This is a genomic window from Pseudomonas sp. P1_C12 (genome assembly GCF_056406435.1).
This window is the reverse complement of the sequence record NZ_JBFUAE010000010.1, coordinates 1-16,310: the sequence shown is the minus strand read 5'-3', so window position 1 is coordinate 16,310 and position 16,310 is coordinate 1. Positions and strand designations below refer to the sequence as shown.

Annotated in this window: 17 protein-coding genes, 1 rRNA gene and 1 pseudogene; 12 read left to right on the top strand and 7 right to left on the bottom strand. The window is 55.9% G+C overall.

Features of this window, described 5'->3' with window-relative positions:
• Positions 1–234 precede the first annotated feature (234 nt).
• Positions 235–495 carry a hypothetical protein gene (locus AC1D19_RS17955; RefSeq protein ID WP_477763969.1) on the bottom strand — a complete coding sequence of 87 codons (261 nt, stop codon included), beginning with the start codon at positions 493–495 and terminating at the stop codon, positions 235–237.
• Between the two features lie 79 nt (positions 496–574).
• Here AC1D19_RS17955 and AC1D19_RS17950 point away from each other — a divergent pair, with 79 nt between their 5' ends.
• Entirely contained in the window at positions 575–1,306 is a 732-nt protein-coding gene (locus AC1D19_RS17950) for a LexA family protein (protein WP_477763968.1), read from the top strand.
• Between the two features lie 52 nt (positions 1,307–1,358).
• Here AC1D19_RS17950 and AC1D19_RS17945 read toward each other — a convergent pair whose 3' ends face one another.
• Positions 1,359–2,861, bottom strand: a complete 1,503-nt coding sequence (locus AC1D19_RS17945; protein WP_477763967.1) for an SIR2 family NAD-dependent protein deacylase — start codon at positions 2,859–2,861, stop codon at positions 1,359–1,361.
• 325 nt (positions 2,862–3,186) lie between these two features.
• On the opposite strand from AC1D19_RS17945, the gene AC1D19_RS17940 reads away from it, so the two are divergent.
• Genes AC1D19_RS17940 through AC1D19_RS17910 form a run of 7 tightly spaced genes read left to right on the top strand, consistent with a single transcriptional unit; the run spans position 3,187 to position 6,425 of the window.
• Positions 3,187–3,777, top strand: a complete 591-nt coding sequence (locus tag AC1D19_RS17940; RefSeq protein ID WP_477763966.1) for a hypothetical protein — start codon at positions 3,187–3,189, stop codon at positions 3,775–3,777.
• Between the two features lie 9 nt (positions 3,778–3,786).
• Positions 3,787–4,071 carry a phage antirepressor KilAC domain-containing protein gene (locus AC1D19_RS17935; RefSeq protein ID WP_477763965.1) on the top strand — a complete coding sequence of 95 codons (285 nt, stop codon included), beginning with the start codon at positions 3,787–3,789 and terminating at the stop codon, positions 4,069–4,071.
• A gap of 25 nt (positions 4,072–4,096) precedes the next feature.
• Complete coding sequence (locus tag AC1D19_RS17930; RefSeq protein ID WP_477763964.1) at positions 4,097–4,237, top strand: hypothetical protein; 141 nt, start codon at positions 4,097–4,099, stop codon at positions 4,235–4,237.
• The gene (locus AC1D19_RS17925) at positions 4,230–4,547 is read left to right on the top strand and encodes a pyocin activator PrtN family protein (protein ID WP_179054258.1); all 318 of its coding nucleotides are present in this window, start codon (positions 4,230–4,232) and stop codon (positions 4,545–4,547) included. Before AC1D19_RS17930 ends, AC1D19_RS17925 begins: the two co-directional genes overlap by 8 nt.
• Before the next feature lie 52 nt (positions 4,548–4,599).
• On the top strand, positions 4,600–5,142 hold the full coding sequence (locus tag AC1D19_RS17920; protein ID WP_477763963.1) for a hypothetical protein: 543 nt from the start codon (positions 4,600–4,602) through the stop codon (positions 5,140–5,142).
• A complete protein-coding gene (locus AC1D19_RS17915) occupies positions 5,132–5,374 on the top strand; it encodes a DUF4224 domain-containing protein (RefSeq protein ID WP_103393052.1) in 243 nt (80 codons plus the stop codon). The genes AC1D19_RS17920 and AC1D19_RS17915 overlap by 11 nt, the downstream gene beginning before the upstream one ends.
• 1 nt (position 5,375) lies before the next feature.
• The gene (locus AC1D19_RS17910; protein ID WP_477763962.1) at positions 5,376–6,425 is read left to right on the top strand and encodes a tyrosine-type recombinase/integrase; all 1,050 of its coding nucleotides are present in this window, start codon (positions 5,376–5,378) and stop codon (positions 6,423–6,425) included.
• A 255-nt stretch (positions 6,426–6,680) separates the two neighbouring features.
• Here AC1D19_RS17910 and AC1D19_RS17905 read toward each other — a convergent pair whose 3' ends face one another.
• From AC1D19_RS17905 to nirB, 4 genes are all read right to left on the bottom strand, one after another.
• Entirely contained in the window at positions 6,681–7,535 is an 855-nt protein-coding gene (locus AC1D19_RS17905) for a TIR domain-containing protein (RefSeq protein ID WP_477763961.1), read from the bottom strand.
• Positions 7,536–8,238: 703 nt separating this feature from the next.
• Positions 8,239–8,679, bottom strand: coding sequence for a CBS domain-containing protein (locus AC1D19_RS17900; protein ID WP_477756596.1), 441 nt, complete (start codon positions 8,677–8,679; stop codon positions 8,239–8,241).
• A 101-nt stretch (positions 8,680–8,780) separates the two neighbouring features.
• Entirely contained in the window at positions 8,781–9,167 is a 387-nt protein-coding gene (nirD, locus tag AC1D19_RS17895; RefSeq protein WP_223448538.1) for a nitrite reductase small subunit NirD, read from the bottom strand.
• Complete coding sequence (gene nirB / locus AC1D19_RS17890; protein ID WP_477763960.1) at positions 9,167–11,728, bottom strand: nitrite reductase large subunit NirB; 2,562 nt, start codon at positions 11,726–11,728, stop codon at positions 9,167–9,169. Before nirB ends, nirD begins: the two co-directional genes overlap by 1 nt.
• Before the next feature lie 937 nt (positions 11,729–12,665).
• On the opposite strand from nirB, the gene AC1D19_RS17885 reads away from it, so the two are divergent.
• The 4 genes and pseudogenes from AC1D19_RS17885 (at position 12,666) to AC1D19_RS17870 (ending at position 15,867) form a co-directional block, all read left to right on the top strand.
• On the top strand, positions 12,666–13,226 hold the full coding sequence (locus AC1D19_RS17885; RefSeq protein WP_477755602.1) for a lipid-binding SYLF domain-containing protein: 561 nt from the start codon (positions 12,666–12,668) through the stop codon (positions 13,224–13,226).
• A 152-nt stretch (positions 13,227–13,378) separates the two neighbouring features.
• Positions 13,379–13,501, top strand: a pseudogene (locus AC1D19_RS17880) (sodium/glutamate symporter); the annotation flags it as partial.
• 166 nt (positions 13,502–13,667) lie between these two features.
• Positions 13,668–13,967, top strand: a complete 300-nt coding sequence (locus AC1D19_RS17875; RefSeq protein WP_477763959.1) for a hypothetical protein — start codon at positions 13,668–13,670, stop codon at positions 13,965–13,967.
• Positions 13,968–14,127: 160 nt separating this feature from the next.
• Positions 14,128–15,867 carry a dipeptidase gene (locus AC1D19_RS17870; protein WP_477763958.1) on the top strand — a complete coding sequence of 580 codons (1,740 nt, stop codon included), beginning with the start codon at positions 14,128–14,130 and terminating at the stop codon, positions 15,865–15,867.
• Between the two features lie 244 nt (positions 15,868–16,111).
• On the opposite strand, the gene rrf is transcribed toward AC1D19_RS17870, so the two are convergent.
• Positions 16,112–16,227, bottom strand: a 5S ribosomal RNA gene (rrf, locus tag AC1D19_RS17865).
• Between the last annotated feature and the right edge of the window lie 83 nt (positions 16,228–16,310).

The window sequence follows — 16,310 nt, the reverse complement described above, 5'->3', positions numbered from 1 at the left end:
GGATCGACACCGGCACCGTGCCGAGGCGAACAATCCGTTGTTCCCCCCTGGCGCAACAGCTGCCCAATCTGTGGTTGAAAAGGCAGCAACACCAAGGCTTCCGAGCCTTGTAAAGCGCGGTAAAGGTGGACGGTTCGCATGTGGTGTGCCCGCCTACCTTTATCGCGACCCGGCACCGCTGTGGTGGTGCGTGCCGGGAGGAACTGGGCGGCCCTTGGGTCGCCTTTTTTCTAACTAAACCGCAGCTTTATGAGGTGCAGATGCATTCAGAAGCCAGGTTGCCTCGAACGCGTTACCCTTCTGCTTTGCAGCTGTCGCCAAAAGAACAGCGTATTTGGTTTCCCCCGTGTAATCAGTTCGCGGTAGACAAGCTGCTTGGCGCCACTTGTTCAGCGCCTGATAACTCCGGTCGCAAACCTTGGCAGCGGCCCCAATGCCACCTACGGCTTCAAAAGCGAATGCAATGGCATTCGGAAAATCTACGGGGTCCAACATGGCAGCCTCCATTTATCAACTCACGGTTGATATTATAGATCAACTGACTATTGCGCAACCTTTGTGACACCCTCAACTTATGGTTGATAAAAATACATTCCGCGCAGCTTTTAGCGAGCGCCTACACGAAGCCCTTGACGATGCTGGCGTCCGCAGCAGGGGTCGCGGCGTAGACATTCATCGTCAGTTGAAAAGCTTGGGGGTTGATAAGACCACGCAGGCCATCAGCAAATGGCTGAACGGCGAAGCAATGGCCGAAGCAGACAGCATGGCTGCGCTTTGTTCATGGCTCAAGGTGCGCCGAGAATGGCTTGAATATGGCGTGCTACCGAAGGAACAGACCAGTGAAATCAATTCACGCCGCCTAATTATTAGTGATCAAAGCAACGTCAGCGAGATCAACCAACGTTTTGGCAAAGTTCCTTTGATTTCTTGGGTGCAGGCTGGAGCTTGGTGTGAGGCGATCTCTAACATTGAAATATACGATGCAGATTCATGGCTTTCTTGCCCGGTCCCAATTAGCCATCAAGGTTATGCTTTGAAGGTCCATGGCGATTCAATGACGAATCCGGGTCCTGGTCGGAGCTATCCAGCGGGTTGTATTATTTTCGTTGATCCGGAAGCCGAGACTAAAACCGGCGACCGTGTAATCGCCCGAGTTCCACGAACTAATGAGGCGACATTTAAAGTTCTAGTTGAGGATGCTGGCCGGCAGTTCTTACGCCCTATTAACCCACAGTATCCAATCATTGAAATCACGGAGGAAACCCATATTTGCGGAAAAATCGTGGGCTCATTTATACCTGAATGATTACTTTAACTTTAGCTAAAACCACATTTCAGCCCTATACACCTCAATAATTTCAATCCCCTTGCGGTGGGGTTATGGGCAATAACACTGGCAAAGGTGCGGGGGCTGCTGCGGGCAACGCCAGTGATACAGTTGCTGGCACTGCCGCGGGTAATGCTGGCAGTACGGGAATTGGTGTTGCTGCGGGTATCACCGCCGCTACGAGCACTGGGTTCAACAACTCTACAACATGGAGCCAACCTTTACTTTGAGCATATACTTTAAGCTCCCGCAACTGCGTCTTTGGAAGATTTTCCTTCCTATGAGCCCAAATTCTACCTGCTTCATGTGACTGACCGCTTCTCATCCCAATGTACGAAGCTTGTCGATTTAAAGCGTTTGCCAACTTATGAAACAATGCCGGCGGCATATGAGAGTTACCATAGGTATCCAAAATATCAAGAACTATAGTCAAGCCCTGCGCATACCCGTGAAAGGCGCCATAACCCGCTGACCTTCCGAAAGTTTCGTCAATACACTTTTCGAAAAACGGTATAAAACCATCAATCAATGGCGCATAGTTACTATTGTTGACAAAGGATAGGGTTATATCTCTAAACTCTTTTTCGTCGACAAACTTAACAACCGCAGCATGAGGAGTTGTCACCATTAAATCGCGAATACTATGCAGTTTCTTGTTTAAATCGTCCTCGGCTTGTCTCTGCCGCACCACAATCGGCATCAACTCTTCGAAAAACGATTCTAAACCAGACACCTCTAGAATGATTGCACCATTATGACCTCTATAGGGATCAGCTTTAGGATTCGCAACCCTCACTACCTGAATAACTTCATTGGGGTAACCTTTCACTTCCTCATCAAAAACATTTTTAGACCAATCAAATGCAGTTAGGACGTTATCATCTCCAAGCCCATACCCTAAAAGAACAGTTGTTGACTCTTTTAAAGTCAGGGCCAATTTTATCTGACGATATTCGTTCGGCCTAAACAGCGCGGTATAGTCCTCACGACAGAGAACAATTTTATCAGGATACGTTCGCACCCCATGAAGGTGGTAAACAGGAGTCCGACCTTTAGGAAAAACTAAAGGCTGGTCTGGTCCAATTGTGATCGACCCGCCAGGCAACAAACTCTCAATAACCAGATCATAATTAGTGGTTATCACCCACGCAGGCGCTAAATTAGCAAGATGCTCTGCGTATAGTATTTTCTTCTGATCCGTTGGATACCAACAAGTCAACTCAGCTATTTTTTCTTTTAAAACAGCCGTACTTTGGCTAACCGACAAGGCATTAACACTTGAATGCTTTCGACAAATTGACGAGGCTATCTCTGGATACCCTGTCCCGATCAAATCAGGATTAGTAAAATCGAACTCCATATCAAGTTCAGACGTAGCCCTTTGCAACAATTGCCCCCACGAAAGAGCCTCTCCCCCCACTAACTCTTTAGAAAATCCTGCCCCAATGAAAAGGCACAAATTTCCATATATGCTGGACAAAGAAATATGGGTTAAGAGTTGCTGACGGGTGGCTACTTCTGGAAGCTTATACATAGTCATTCCTGTGATTTCAGTCCTCGATGCTATACAGATTTTACGAGGCAGCCAATGCCTCCCATGGTCGCCACAAGCAAATCTAGATTTGACAAATATCAACTGCTGGTTGATATTTACCTCACTCTTCCACCACAGAGCGAGGCAACACCATGCACACCACGGCCACCCTGCACGTCCATCCAGCTGCTGCCAACCCATTCCTCATCATGGAAGTTCGCCGCCTAGCGCGCGACCTCGGATGCGCATTCATCCCCCACAAACCCAAGCTTGCGACCCGCGCCGCACCCGCACCGATTGATCCAAACGGCGGAGGGCATGCAGCATGAGCAAGTTCAAACTCGACAACCGCACGCTGCAACTACTCAATGCGCAGGTCAATCTGAGTGAGACCTTCAATCACACTCTGCGGTCGACGCCACAGCGCGAAGCACTGGCGTTTCGCCTGAAGGTTGAACGCAGCACAATTGACACCCTCTTCACCGTAGAACTGGGCAGCGAGCGCCACACGCTGACCTTGCAGAACGAAAAGAAGATGCACCTCAAGCTGGCCGACTTTATCGAAGAGATAGCCAACGGCCCGCTGGATCCCAGCAACACAGCCGATCAAGTGAGTATTCCTCGCGCTAACCGACAATATGCGCGGTTTGATGTCGAGAACAGGCAGAAGGTGTTCGAGCTTGTGCGTACCGGTGGCTCACTGAGCCTCGACATGGGCTTCGAACTCCCCTTGCATGTCGCTATCCACCGCACGCAAACCCGTCCCGGCGTCACCACCATCATGAGCATCGGCGTGAAGCGCCCGCGTACCAAGTGCTTCACCGCGTGCGGCACCGATGTCGAGATCTACGAGCAAGTAGCCGAATCCATCAACCACCTGGCTGCTGTGGCGACTCCCGCCGCGCATGCAGCCTAGGAGGCCGAAATGGAACGCTGTCTGGAAAAAGCCGCCAAGTACTTCGGCCTCACCCGACCCAAGCTGATCGCGCTCATGCGCGAGAAAGGCCTTCTCAATGATCGCAACCTACCGGCATTCCCCGTTCGTGACCGCGAGTACCTGCGGGTCAAGGACGGCACCTGGTATCACAAAACCGCCGGCATGCAATACAGCCAGTCGACCAAGGTCCGGCAAGCCGGTATGCGCTGGTTGGCAGAGCAGCTAGGGCTCGAACTGCCCGCCATTCCGGCAGACCACCGTGACGTGGCCTAGGGAATACGCGCGCCAGATCATCGCCATGCGTACACGCGAGGAGCGCAACGCCGCACTTCTCGAAGTGCCGGAGCATCTGCGCGAGCTGACCAAATGCCATTGCCTTAACGCCTGGAACCATCCGGCAAGAACACAACGCAAGGAGGCTCAGCAAACCGATGACTAACACAGCCCAATCGCCGCTCCGACTGCAACCAGCCCCCGAAGCAGCAACCGTGGAGCTGCTCTACCGCATCTTTGGCGACGTGCTAATTCCACTAGAGAAAGTGCGCGAACAGTATTTCCGCAACCTCAACGAGCAGTCGTTTGTCACGGAGATCAACAGCGGCCGAATCCAGCTCCCTATCACCACACTGGACACCAGTCGCAAGGCACCGAAGTACGCACACATCCGGCACGTTGCCTCACTGATCGACATCCGCGCCTACAAGGCGGATTCGGAGATGCCGCGACCGCAGGACGAACCAACCGAGTAAACCGAAAGGGGCTGCCGCCACCGACCAAACAAAACTACCAGGAGCACACCACATGACTGCAATACAAATCTGCGCGCTGCTCAGCCTCATATTAGGCGTCACCCTTCTCTACTGGGTCGGTTATCGAGGCGGCTTGATCGATGGCCGTGCTGAGCTCCACCGAACACCTGCGACTGATGGACCAACTGGCAATCAAACATCGGAGGAAAGCGGCATGAAGATCGAACAGCACACCACCGAAACCTCGACCGCTTTGCTCTGCAACATAGGCATGGTCGACGCACAAGAAACAAAGAGTCTCTGCTGCGCAGCAGCAGGCATTACTAAGTTGTTCCGCGCCACTGCAGAGGCGCTTATACCCCACGAAAAGCTGCGCGAGGCAGCCCGTTCTGATGCAACGCTAATCGCTCAGAATCGCCCGCTCGCGCAGCCTGCTGTGGGGTATACGCCCCCATTAAGCGCGCGATTTGTACCCAATGCATCCGATGGCCAGCGGCTCAGGACTGCCGAGCCCGCCTCCCATCAAAAATGCAGCAAACACCATCAGTTCGAAGGTATCGAGCAACGGGTCAGGGAGATCAATCATGGAAGCTGAAATCCTTTCGGACGAAGAGCTGGCGCATATCACCGGCTACAAGGCCAGGGCCTACCAACGTCGCTGGCTGGATGATCGCCAGTGGCTTTATGTCGAAAGTCGTGGCAAGCGTCCATTGGTAGGAAGGATGTATGCCCGGATGAAGCTCGGCGTGATCACGCCAACCAACATTACCCCCACCCCATTGCCAGCCGCGCCCGTATGGACGCCCGACTTCTCGCGAGTGAACTGATATGCGCCCCCGCAAAGCCGCAACCCGCCATTTGCCGCCTCGGATGTATCAATGGTCGCGGCCACGTAAGAGCGGGAAAACCTGGATCGCCTATTACTACCTGGACTCCACAGGAAAGGCGATCCCACTGGGCAAGGATCTCGACCAAGCCAGGCTCAAGTGGGCAGAACTCGAAGCCAAGGAAATACCACTGGACTTGCGGACTATGAAGGGGATCTTTGACCGCTATATTCGCGACATTGTCCCGAAGAAGGCGCCCCGCACACAGAGAGACAACCTTTCAGAGATCAAACAGCTGCGACCACTTTTCGACAATGCCCCCATCGACTCAATCACGCCGGCCACGATCGCTGGCTATCGGGACGCTCGAACTGCAAAGGTCCGGGCCAACCGTGAGATAGCCACGCTCTCTCATGTATTCAATATGGCGCGTGAGTGGGGTCTGACCTCCAAAGAAAATCCCTGTCAGGGTGTACGCAAGAACAAGGAGACGCCTCGGGACTATTACGCGAACGATGTGGTTTGGGATGCTGTTTACAAGAAAGCAACTCAAGAGCTGAAAGATGCGATGGACCTTGCCTATCTGACAGGGCAGCGGCCGGCCGACGTCCTGGTCATGCGCAAAGATGATATCGAAGGGGGATATTTAATGGTGCAGCAGAACAAAACACACAAAAAGCTGCGTATCCAGATGACTGCCAGCGGCTCGGCAAACAGCCTGGGCATGCTGATCGCAAAAATCGCAGAGCGAAACGCTCAGCACGTTTCGAGCTACCTGATTGTGAGTGCGCGTGGGAAGCGTATGACTGCAAAAATGCTCCGCGATCGCTGGGATAAAGCGCGGGAAAAGGCCAAGTACGAAGCGATCGAAATGGGCGACACTCTGATAGCTGCACGAATCAGCAGCTTTCAGTTTCGGGACATCAGGCCAAAAGCCGCGTCGGAAATTACGGACGTCGGCGAAGCAAGCCTGCTCCTTGGGCATACCAAGGGAGACATCACGGAGCGCGTATACCGTCGTGTCGGTGCCATTGCGAAGCCGTCAAAATAGCGGAAAACGCGTGACAAGACGCTGAGTTCAATTGCCGCAATGACCGCTTTGGGTCCAGGCTGCTTAAAACGCATGCGCCGCTTTGAAGTCAATCGTTTGAATCAGTTCAAGCAAATCACCCAAGTAGTCAATCATCCCTAACTAGTGGCAATTAGAGTGGTCATCACCAGCCCCCACGCCTTCATGGGTTTCACACATAACTACGCGGGGGTTCATCTTGAAAAATATAATCATAGGGCCGCGTTTAAACATATTTCACGACCGCATAACCTTGTTCCAATCGATCTCATGGCCAGCAGCTTCCAGTTCACGGCCCAACGCCTGCTTCCAGCCATTGCCGTCCATGGACTCCCAGACCACACCGGCGAAATCACTGGGGATCTCCACGGTGCCGCGCTTGAGCGCACACACCTTGTCGCGTCCGAGGCGGCCTAGGAAATAGCCTAGTTCCAGCAGGACGTTCTGCCGAGCCCGCGGCTCCGGCGTGCCACCCTTGGCGCAGCCTTGATCGTCGGGCGTCAACAGCACCACGGCAAAACCCACGTCCCCATGCGTTTCGATTTTCTCCATGACCGTGCCACCCCGATTGGCTTGCTCATGCAGGATGATGGGGTCGAAGCCCACCTGCATTAGGAAACGGGCCACCGTTTCCCTTGCACCTTCATCATGCCCATGCACCACAAACACACGGCGAGAGAGCTCCGCCGTTACTGGTTTTGAGCTTGCTGGAGGAGCTGCTAACAGCTGTAGCTCGCTGTCCGCCAGATCTTCTTCCAAGGCCAATTTAGCCTGTTTAAGCAGGGCGATTGCATTACCGATATTTCGCCGCGTAGGCGTGCTGTAGTCCACTGGACTGCGTCTACTCACCCCCCCGTAATAGTGAAGACTTGCCGCCCGTTCATAAAGGATATGGGCCGTTGGTTTCTCTCCAAAGCATCTGTTGAGGGTGTCCTTAATAGCGACTTCCAACGCCGTTAGCTTAGGGCTTCTACCGTTAACCAAAGCACCGACGTCAAATGCTTCAAGCTCCGTGATCCGCGCGTCAAGACGATCAATGCCTTTGTGAATAGCGGCTGGAGAAATCCGCAATGGGGAGGAAGGTTGAGCCATCGGGTGAATCCTTTCTTATATGTGATAAAGGACATTATCCCACATAGTCATCCGAAAGCATTAGGCCACCACCAATCCACCTGTATGTGGTCTACGGCGGCCGAGAACTTCCCCTAATTTTCCCCTAAACCGTTCCCGCCTCAGCGAAACTGACCGGTAATCGTATCGGGTATTCCGGTCGCAACCGGAAATTCAAATGATGCTCAAGCTAAACGCCGCAGATACGCCGCTTTCGGTCAGAAGCGAGCCCGCTCTTGTGCATACCGCGGGCGACATATCTGAACGTGTTTACCGTCGCATCGGCGCCATGGCGAAACCGTCAAAATAACGGAAAAACGCGTTACAAAACGCTGATGCCACCCCTTGTAGAATGCGGCCTGCAGCAGAGACAAAAAATGATCGTATTAGAACGAAATCAAGTTACAGGCCACGAATTACGGGCGCTTGTATCTCGGACTTGAAAACCGTCGACTGTAACAGGTCCATGAGTTCGAATCCCATCGCCTCCGCCATATTTGTACCGACAAAGCCCTGATTATTCAGGGCTTTGTCGTTTCTGGCTTTTGGAAAAAACCTGCCAGCCCACACTTCGGCCCACGCCCTGGATGGAGCCTTGCCTTTCGACCTGCGCGGTTTCCGACGGCCAGCACATTTGAAAACTTCAGTACTCACAAGCCTTCGGTCCACCCTGCCCCCGGTCGTTTTAATGCCCGCGAATGTAGTGTTCCAGTTGCCGGATCAGCTCGGTCTGCTCGACGATGGCTTCCTTGACCAGATCACCAATCGACAACAGGCCAATCAGTTGGTCGCCCTCCACCACCGGTAGATGACGCAGATGACTGTCGGTCATGACCGCCATGCAACGCTCAATGCTCTGCTGACTGTCTGCAGTCACGACGGGCGCGCTCATGATGGCCCGCACCGGCGTACCGACCGAAGAGCGCCCCTGTAGAACGACCTTGCGCGCATAGTCGCGTTCGCTGATAACGCCGACCACCTGCCCCTCCTCTATGACGGGTAGAGCACCGACATTTTTTTCCGCCATCATCCTCAACGCCTCAAGCACCGTCTGGTCTGGCGCGATGCTATGCACCCGCCGGTTCTGCACGGCCTTGAGCTTCAGCAGTTGTGCGGCTGTTTTCATACGAACCTCCGATACTGTTTGTCATTGATCATCGACTCCGCCGGAGCCTGGCATACATCATTAATTGAATGAGCGCTCAGACCCCGGCGAAATCCATGGGGTCAGGCCACCGCGACCTCCACCTGGCCTTCGTTCAGCCGCACCGGCCAGACCCGCAGGCGCTGCTGCGGATACTCCAGGCAACTGCCGTCCTCAAGGCGGAAATGCTGTTTGTAGAGTGGCGAGGCAATCACCAGATCGCCCTTGATGCTGCCGATCAGCCCGCGACCGATGACATTCGCCCCGGATTGCGGGTCATGATTATCGATGGCATAGAGGGTCTTGCCTTCGGCAGCCGGCAGGTAGAAAAGCGCCACTTGTGCACCGTCGAGCCAGACGACGACGCCGGAGTTACTCACCAGATCCTCCTGGCTGCACACCGCTTGCCAGGCATCGGGATTGACCAGGGAGGAACTGGAATAGGCTCGCTGGGTATCGGACTGGCTCATCAGGCAATCTCCTCAATGACAGGGATAAGGTGGAGTTCAGCGGCCATGATCGGCCGGAGCTGACCGCGTTCCTGGACAAAATGGATGTCCGGGTCCGGGCGTTGATCGTTGACGAAGGTGCGGAAGCGCTTGAGCTTTTCCGGGTCTTTCAGGGCGTTGGCCCATTCGCATTCGTAGCGGTTGACCACCAATTGCATCTGCGACTCGAGCTCCTCACCCAACCCGAGGCTGTCGTTGATGATCACGTCCTTGAGGTAATCCAGGCCGCCCTCCAGGCTCTCGCGCCAGACCGAGGTACGCTGCAACTTGTCGGCGGTGCGGATGTAGAACATCAGGAACCGGTCGATGTAGCGAATCAGGGTGGCGTCATCAAGGTCGGTAGCGAACAACTCGGCGTGGCGCGGGCGCATGCCGCCGTTACCGCACACATAGAGGTTCCAGCCTTTCTCGGTGGCGATTACGCCAACGTCCTTGCTCTGCGCCTCAGCGCACTCACGGGTGCAACCGGAGACCGCGAACTTGAGCTTGTGTGGCGAGCGCAGGCCTTTGTAGCGATCCTCGAGGGTCAGGGCCATTTTCACGCTGTCCTGCACGCCATAACGGCACCAGGTGCTGCCGACACAGGACTTCACCGTGCGGGTCGATTTGCCATAGGCGTGCCCGGTCTCAAAACCCGCTTCAATCAGCTCGGCCCAGATGTCCGGCAACTGATGCAACTGCGCGCCGAACAGGTCGATGCGCTGCCCGCCGGTGATTTTGGTGTAGAGGTCATATTTCTTCGCCACCACGCCGATGGCGATGAGCTTGTCAGCGGTGATCTCGCCGCCGGGAATACGCGGCACCACCGAGTACGTACCGTTTTTCTGCATGTTGGCCATGAAGGTGTCGTTGGTGTCCTGCAACGGTACCAGCGACGTGTCCATGATCGGCTGGTTCCAGCACGAGGCCAGAATCGAACCCACCGCCGGCTTGCAAACGTCGCAACCGGTGTGGCCACGGCCGTGCTTGGCCAACAGTTCTTCGAAGGTGATCACTCCCTCTACCCGTACCAGCGCATAAAGCTCCTGGCGGGTATAGGCGAAGTGTTCGCACAGGCTCTTGTCGACACTGACGCCACGGGCAATCAGCTCATGCTCGAACACTTGCTTGAGCAGGCCGGCACAACCGCCGCAGCCGGTACAGGCCTTGGTTTGAGACTTGAGCTGGCCCAGGTCCGTGCAGCCGCCGTCGATGGCCGAACAAATGGAGCCCTTGGTGACGTTATGACATGAGCACACCGTGGCCGACTCGGGCAGCGCACCCGGGCCCAGGGTCGGCGCGCCTTCGGACGATGGCAGAATCAGGCTGGCGGGTTCTGCTGGCAAGGTAATGCCGTTCTGCATGTATTGCAGCAAGGTGTCGTAATAGCTGTTGTCACCGACCAGCACTGCACCGAGGACATGTTTGCCACTTGCATCCACCACCAGGCGGCGATAGCTGGCGCTGGTTTCGTCGATGAATTGATAGCTGCGTGCGCCTGGGGTATTGCCGTGGGCGTCGCCGATGGAGCCGACATCCACCCCCAGCAGCTTGAGCTTGGTCGACATGTCGGCACCGGTGAACGGCTCGGCGACTTCGTTGCACAGACGGGCCGCGACGCTGCGCGCCATCTGGTAGCCCGGCGCGACCAGGCCGAACAGGCTGCCGTTCCATGAAGCGCACTCACCGATGGCGTAGATGTTCGGGTCGCAACTGAGGCACGCGTCGTCGATCACCACGCCACCGCGCGGACCGATCTCCAGCGCGCATTGACGAGCCAGCGCGTCTTGAGCGCGGATACCGGCGGAAAACACGATCAGGTCAGTTTCGAGGAATTCGTCATTGGCGAAATTCATGCGATAGCGGTACTGCTCGCCAGCGCTGATCGATTGAGTGGCGCGGGACAGGTGTACACCGACGCCCAATCGTTCGATCTGCGCCTTGAGCGCCTGGCCACCGAGGTCATCCAGTTGTACCGGCATCAAGCGCGGTGCGAATTCCACCACGTGGGCTTCAAGGCCCAGGCTTTTCAACGCGTTCGCGGCTTCCAGACCCAGCAAGCCACCGCCGACCACCACACCGCGCCGGGCATTGGCTGCCGCAGCCCGAATGGCATCGAGGTCTTCCAAGGTGCGATAGACCAGACGCGACTCACCTTCGGCGCCTTCGATTGGCGGAACAAACGGATAAGAACCGGTGGCCAGAACCAATTTGTCATACGTGACGCAACCTTGCGAGGTGACCACCTGGCGACGGACGCGGTCAATTTCCAATACCGGCACACCCAAATGCAGCGTAACGCCGGGCGTGTGGTAAAGCGACGCATCGGACAGCGCCAGCGACTCGGCATCACGACCGGAGAAGTACTCGGAAAGATGCACACGGTCATAGGCACGCATCGGTTCCTCACTGAAGACGTGCAGCCGGTAATGGTCAAGCGCTCCCCGCTCGATCAGCTGTTGGACACAATGATGTCCGACCATGCCATTACCGATCACGATCAGCGTTTGCATCTTGTTCAACGTGGCAACATTGGAATTCATAGAAAGCACCCAGCCCGAGCCAATCACGGTTTTAAAAGCAAAAAAAAACGCCTGAAACCTTGCGGTTCCAGGCGTCTTTGCCTGTTCTTTTGCGGTGTTGAAACCAGGCGTCTATGCCTGATCCACCGATGCTGCCCACGACCTGTCCGGCCAATCGATCGTCGTTGACCGAGGGGGCTGTCCACACGAATGCGTTCCAAGTGGACCTGATGTCAGCCTTGCAGCCTTTGTGCCAGCCAGCGACAGAGAGACTTCAACTGTCTGGAAACACTGACTCTTGAGCCCGGGGGGATTGTCACGACGCTGGAGCTACCGCAGACGAAAGCGCTTTGCGGCGCTTCCGACTGGTGCACGTTGTGACGCATGGCGCTTTATAAAAGTGCATGGACAGTTCGATTCCACAGGCCGTCAGCACTCAAGCCTCGATCAGCTGTTCCTGTCAGCCCTGTCATGTCGTCGTCACATACACCAAGCACCATGGGATCAGCCAAATGGATTTGGCCCATCTACAGAGAGCTTGGCCGACACCGGGCTTTTTTCATTGCTACGACAGGCTTTTCACGAAACGCTCACAAGATGGAGCGCAGATTGGCAGCACAAAAGGATTTGACCCCAAACAGAAGGCCCGCCATTGCGCGGGCCTTTTGCTGCCTGCATTGAGCCCGTGACGAACCGATTTCAACTGTGATTCAACCGCTTCGTAAAGTGAAACTGGCGGCGAGAAGCAGAATTGACAGCGAACCCGGCCGATACGCAGTGGTCATAACAGCTGATGGCAGCGCAAATGTTCAGTGGCCCAGGGCGACTTCACTCACGAGCGATGCCAGCAAATTCACACATTTCAGGGCGCGCCGGATAACCTCAGTGGGTTCGGTTCCTGCATGAAGCAGGCACTTGCCGCTGCTCTCATCCCATGCTCCCTCAGCGGAGTACGCAAATGACTCAATCAATGAGGTTCTTCCTGTCGTTCTTCCTCGCGGCTGCAACATTGGCATCGGCCAGTTTCCTGAACAATGCCGGAGCGGCTACCGCCGAGGATCTGAATGCCGACGCTCGACAAGCGTTGCAGACTCTCAACAAGACCCATCCTTTTTCCGAAACCATCTCGCACAACGCCAAGGCTGTGCTGGTTTTCCCGAAAATCATCAAGGCGGGTCTCGTGTTCGGCGGCAGCTATGGCGAAGGCGTTTTAATGAAGGGCACGAAAGTCGAGAACTACTACAACTCCGTCAGCGGTTCATGGGGGCTGCAGGCCGGCGCCCAGTCGTACGGCTATGTGGTTTTCCTGATGACCGATAAAGCCGTGAAATATGTCGCTGAAACCAAGGGTTGGGAAATCGGTGTAGGGCCAACGGTTGTCGTGGTGGATGAAGGGGTTGCGAAGAACCTGTCCAGCTCGACGCTCAAAGACGACGCCTACGCGTTCATCTTCGACCAGCAAGGATTAATGGCGGGGGTCAGTATCGAGGGAACGAAGATTTCTCTGATCAAGCGCTAGCGTCAGCCGTTTGATTGACCATCGGGAGCGTGATGACGGCCTATGCCAACCCGGATGGGTTTTCCCGTTCAGGCTAGGCTGTCCTCACTCCTGGCGCACGGACGTAGCTGATGATTAGGAAGCTATCTGGACGAGCAAGGCTGGCATTGGCTGTATCGACCGTGACGCAAAAGTATGGCGCGGCGCACCAGGCCTTCCTGATCGTGCCGCTGGTGTGTGGCGTTTTCATTGACCTGGTCAATGCTGTGATCATCAGCCTGTTCAGTGGCCTATAGCGACCCACCTCGACTCTCGGACGACCATACACACTGAAAAAAGGAAAGCAGACGAAAGGAGCAGCAGGATCGATGCCGCAAGGATAGGCTCAAAGAAAGAGTGTGCCCCTGCCCTGATCTGGCGGGGTACGATCTCAAATACACCTCTTGCTACAGGGGAACCGGGATGACGGGAAAAACTGCGCGTCAATGCTCGCCATGGATCCTGCTTTCCCTGCTCGCCATCGACCTGGTACTGACAGCGGGATGTTCAGGCAAAGCCACCACGGCTCGCTATTCAGCCCCAAACACGGGTTCAACCTGCTATGCAAAAGCCCTCCCCACTGTCGGCGAAGGCGGCCTCGCCTGGGCGGACACCCTGGACATGGCTCGCCAGAAATCCCTGGATAATTGCATCCGCTATGCGGGCCGATCCGGCGGCACGCCGAATACCTGCCACGTAGTGATGGCAGAATGTAAGCATTGATAGGGCGGTTTTTCATTTCTGCGCCGCTTTTGCATTTCTGTGCGACAGATCCCACTTCAGGGGCTCCCGTTTCACACGCTCGTGGTGGTAGGTTGCAAATGTTTCTGATCAAACGATCAGATATTTCTTACAAACCGCCTGCAAAGGAATGCCCCCTGCAATGGATTTTTCCCTCAAGCACCTGGCTGCGACCACCCTCATGCTCGCCAGCCTTTCGTCGTTCACCAGCGCTGCCCACGCCAACATCACGCCACAACAGAGCGCGATCATCCTCAAGACCTTCAGCGATACGTCGGTCAAGGATTTCAGGCAGTTCCTCGCAAGTCTGGCCAAGAGCGATATCGCCAAGACCGACGACCTCGGCCCGGCCGTCCGTGCGTTCCAGGGCAACAAGACGCTTACCGCTGAGCAGCAAAACCAAATCCATCGCCTGCTTGGCCTCTATGCCCGGGTGAAATACGGCAGCGCGGCCACCGAAACCTTGAAGGAGCTGGTAGCCATTCCAACCGTGCGCGTGGACGGTGTTGCCCAGCACGACAATCCCGAATTTCTCAAGATTGCCGAGAAAATCAAGGGCCTCGCCCAGGCGTTCAACCTGAACTTTCGCAACATCGATAACCGCGTCTATGAAGTCTCCCTGGAAGGCGCTGGCGATGAAGTCGTGGGCATTCACGCCCATGCCGATGTGGTGCCGGTGACGCCGGAGAACTGGGTGCTGCAGGACGGCACCCGCCTCGATCCGTTCAAGGTCACTTTGGTCGGCGACCGCATGTATGGCCGCGGCACCGAAGATGACAAGAACGGCATCGTGGTGGCGCTCTACGCCATGAAGATCATCAAGGAAGAGCAGCTGCCGCTGGCCAGGAACTTCAAGCTGCTGGTCGACACCACCGAAGAGACCACGGGCGACGCCATCCCCTACTACTTCGAACGCAACCCGACCCCCAACTACAACCTGGCGCTGGATGGTGGCTACCCGGTGGTGATCGCCGAGAAAGGTTACGGCACGGTCATGGCCAGCTTCGCCAAGCGCACCGCGCAAGGCAAAGGCGCAGAAATCACCTCGATGACCGGTGGCCTGGCCACCAACCAGATTCCGTCGACATCGGTCGCGACCCTGGTGACCGACAAGCCCGCCGAACTGGCCGCCCGCCTGCAAAAGGCCGGCAGCGAGTATGCCAAGCGCAACGGCGGCAACTTCGAGGTCGCCGCCAAAGTCGACGGCAAGGACGTCAAACTGACGGTCACCGGTGTGTCCGCCCACTCCTCCGAGCCCGAGTCCGGCGTCAACCCGGTGGCCAGGATGCTCGACTTCATCAATAGCCTCGACGGCAAGGTCGCGCTCAAGCACAACCAGATCACTGACGCCGCCCGCTACGCCGCCGACAACTGGGGGCTGGACTACCTGGGTGGCAAGTTGGGGGTCGGTTTTGCCGATGAGTTCATGGGCCCGCTGACCACTTCCCTGACCTATGTCGGGATGGATGACAAAGCCTTCAAACTCGCGGTCAACCTGCGCGTGCCGAAGGGTAAGACGCCGCAAGTGCTCAAATCCGAAATCGCCGGAAAACTGGACGCCTGGAGCAAGAAGACCCGGATCGCACCGACCTTCGACCTGTCGATTGCCGAACCGATGTACCGCAACCCCGAGGGTGAATGGGTCAAGGCCCTGCTCGCGGTGCCCAGCGAAAACCTCGGCATGGAACACAAGTTCGGCACCTCCGCCGGCGCCACCTCCGTGCATGAACTGCCTAACGGCGTGCAATTCGGCCTGGCCATGCCGGACGTCAAATACACCGGTCACAACGACAACGAGTTCAAGACCACCGAGCAGTTCCTGCTGGACCTGCAGATCGTGACCGAGATGATGGGTCGCATCGGGCAATTGCCGAAACTCTGATCCCCCTTCGGACCCGCCGCCCTGGCGGGTCCATTGCCTTCACTTCCACTCCCAAATCACATGCAGGCCCCCTTGTAGGAGCGAGCTTGCTCGCGAAAAACCAGAGGACGCCGCGGTAAGTCTGGTTTCCCGCGTCATCGTTGGCCTCCATCGTCGGAACGCCGCCCGGAGCAAGCTCGCTCCTACACGGCGGACAAAAACAAAACCCCTACCTGCATGCGCAGATAGGGGTTTCGGAATTTAATCTTGACGATGACCTACTCTCACATGGGGAAACCCCACACTACCATCGGCGATGCATCGTTTCACTGCTGAGTTCGGGATGGGATCAGGTGGTTCCAATGCTCTATGGTCGTCAAGAAATTCGGGTACCGAAGCGTCTTTCGACGTTTCAGTAAATTGGGTATGTGATAGCTTTCGGTGTTTTGCGAGCGTCGAACTTT

What these genes read in the sequence shown, in the direction of transcription:
- AC1D19_RS17875 (WP_477763959.1), top strand. Translation starts at nt 13,668, where the DNA reads ATGACGGGAAAAACTGCGCGTCAATGCTCGCCATGGATCCTGCTTTCC.
- AC1D19_RS17900 (WP_477756596.1), bottom strand. Translation starts at nt 8,679, where the DNA reads ATGAAAACAGCCGCACAACTGCTGAAGCTCAAGGCCGTGCAGAACCGG.
- AC1D19_RS17950 (WP_477763968.1), top strand. Translation starts at nt 575, where the DNA reads ATGGTTGATAAAAATACATTCCGCGCAGCTTTTAGCGAGCGCCTACAC.
- AC1D19_RS17945 (WP_477763967.1), bottom strand. Translation starts at nt 2,861, where the DNA reads ATGTATAAGCTTCCAGAAGTAGCCACCCGTCAGCAACTCTTAACCCAT.
- AC1D19_RS17925 (WP_179054258.1), top strand. Translation starts at nt 4,230, where the DNA reads ATGACTAACACAGCCCAATCGCCGCTCCGACTGCAACCAGCCCCCGAA.
- nirB (WP_477763960.1), bottom strand. Translation starts at nt 11,728, where the DNA reads ATGAATTCCAATGTTGCCACGTTGAACAAGATGCAAACGCTGATCGTG.
- AC1D19_RS17915 (WP_103393052.1), top strand. Translation starts at nt 5,132, where the DNA reads ATGGAAGCTGAAATCCTTTCGGACGAAGAGCTGGCGCATATCACCGGC.
- nirD (WP_223448538.1), bottom strand. Translation starts at nt 9,167, where the DNA reads ATGAGCCAGTCCGATACCCAGCGAGCCTATTCCAGTTCCTCCCTGGTC.
- AC1D19_RS17920 (WP_477763963.1), top strand. Translation starts at nt 4,600, where the DNA reads ATGACTGCAATACAAATCTGCGCGCTGCTCAGCCTCATATTAGGCGTC.
- AC1D19_RS17905 (WP_477763961.1), bottom strand. Translation starts at nt 7,535, where the DNA reads ATGGCTCAACCTTCCTCCCCATTGCGGATTTCTCCAGCCGCTATTCAC.
- AC1D19_RS17910 (WP_477763962.1), top strand. Translation starts at nt 5,376, where the DNA reads ATGCGCCCCCGCAAAGCCGCAACCCGCCATTTGCCGCCTCGGATGTAT.
- AC1D19_RS17930 (WP_477763964.1), top strand. Translation starts at nt 4,097, where the DNA reads ATGCGTACACGCGAGGAGCGCAACGCCGCACTTCTCGAAGTGCCGGAG.
- AC1D19_RS17955 (WP_477763969.1), bottom strand. Translation starts at nt 495, where the DNA reads ATGTTGGACCCCGTAGATTTTCCGAATGCCATTGCATTCGCTTTTGAA.
- AC1D19_RS17940 (WP_477763966.1), top strand. Translation starts at nt 3,187, where the DNA reads ATGAGCAAGTTCAAACTCGACAACCGCACGCTGCAACTACTCAATGCG.
- AC1D19_RS17870 (WP_477763958.1), top strand. Translation starts at nt 14,128, where the DNA reads ATGGATTTTTCCCTCAAGCACCTGGCTGCGACCACCCTCATGCTCGCC.
- AC1D19_RS17935 (WP_477763965.1), top strand. Translation starts at nt 3,787, where the DNA reads ATGGAACGCTGTCTGGAAAAAGCCGCCAAGTACTTCGGCCTCACCCGA.
- AC1D19_RS17885 (WP_477755602.1), top strand. Translation starts at nt 12,666, where the DNA reads ATGACTCAATCAATGAGGTTCTTCCTGTCGTTCTTCCTCGCGGCTGCA.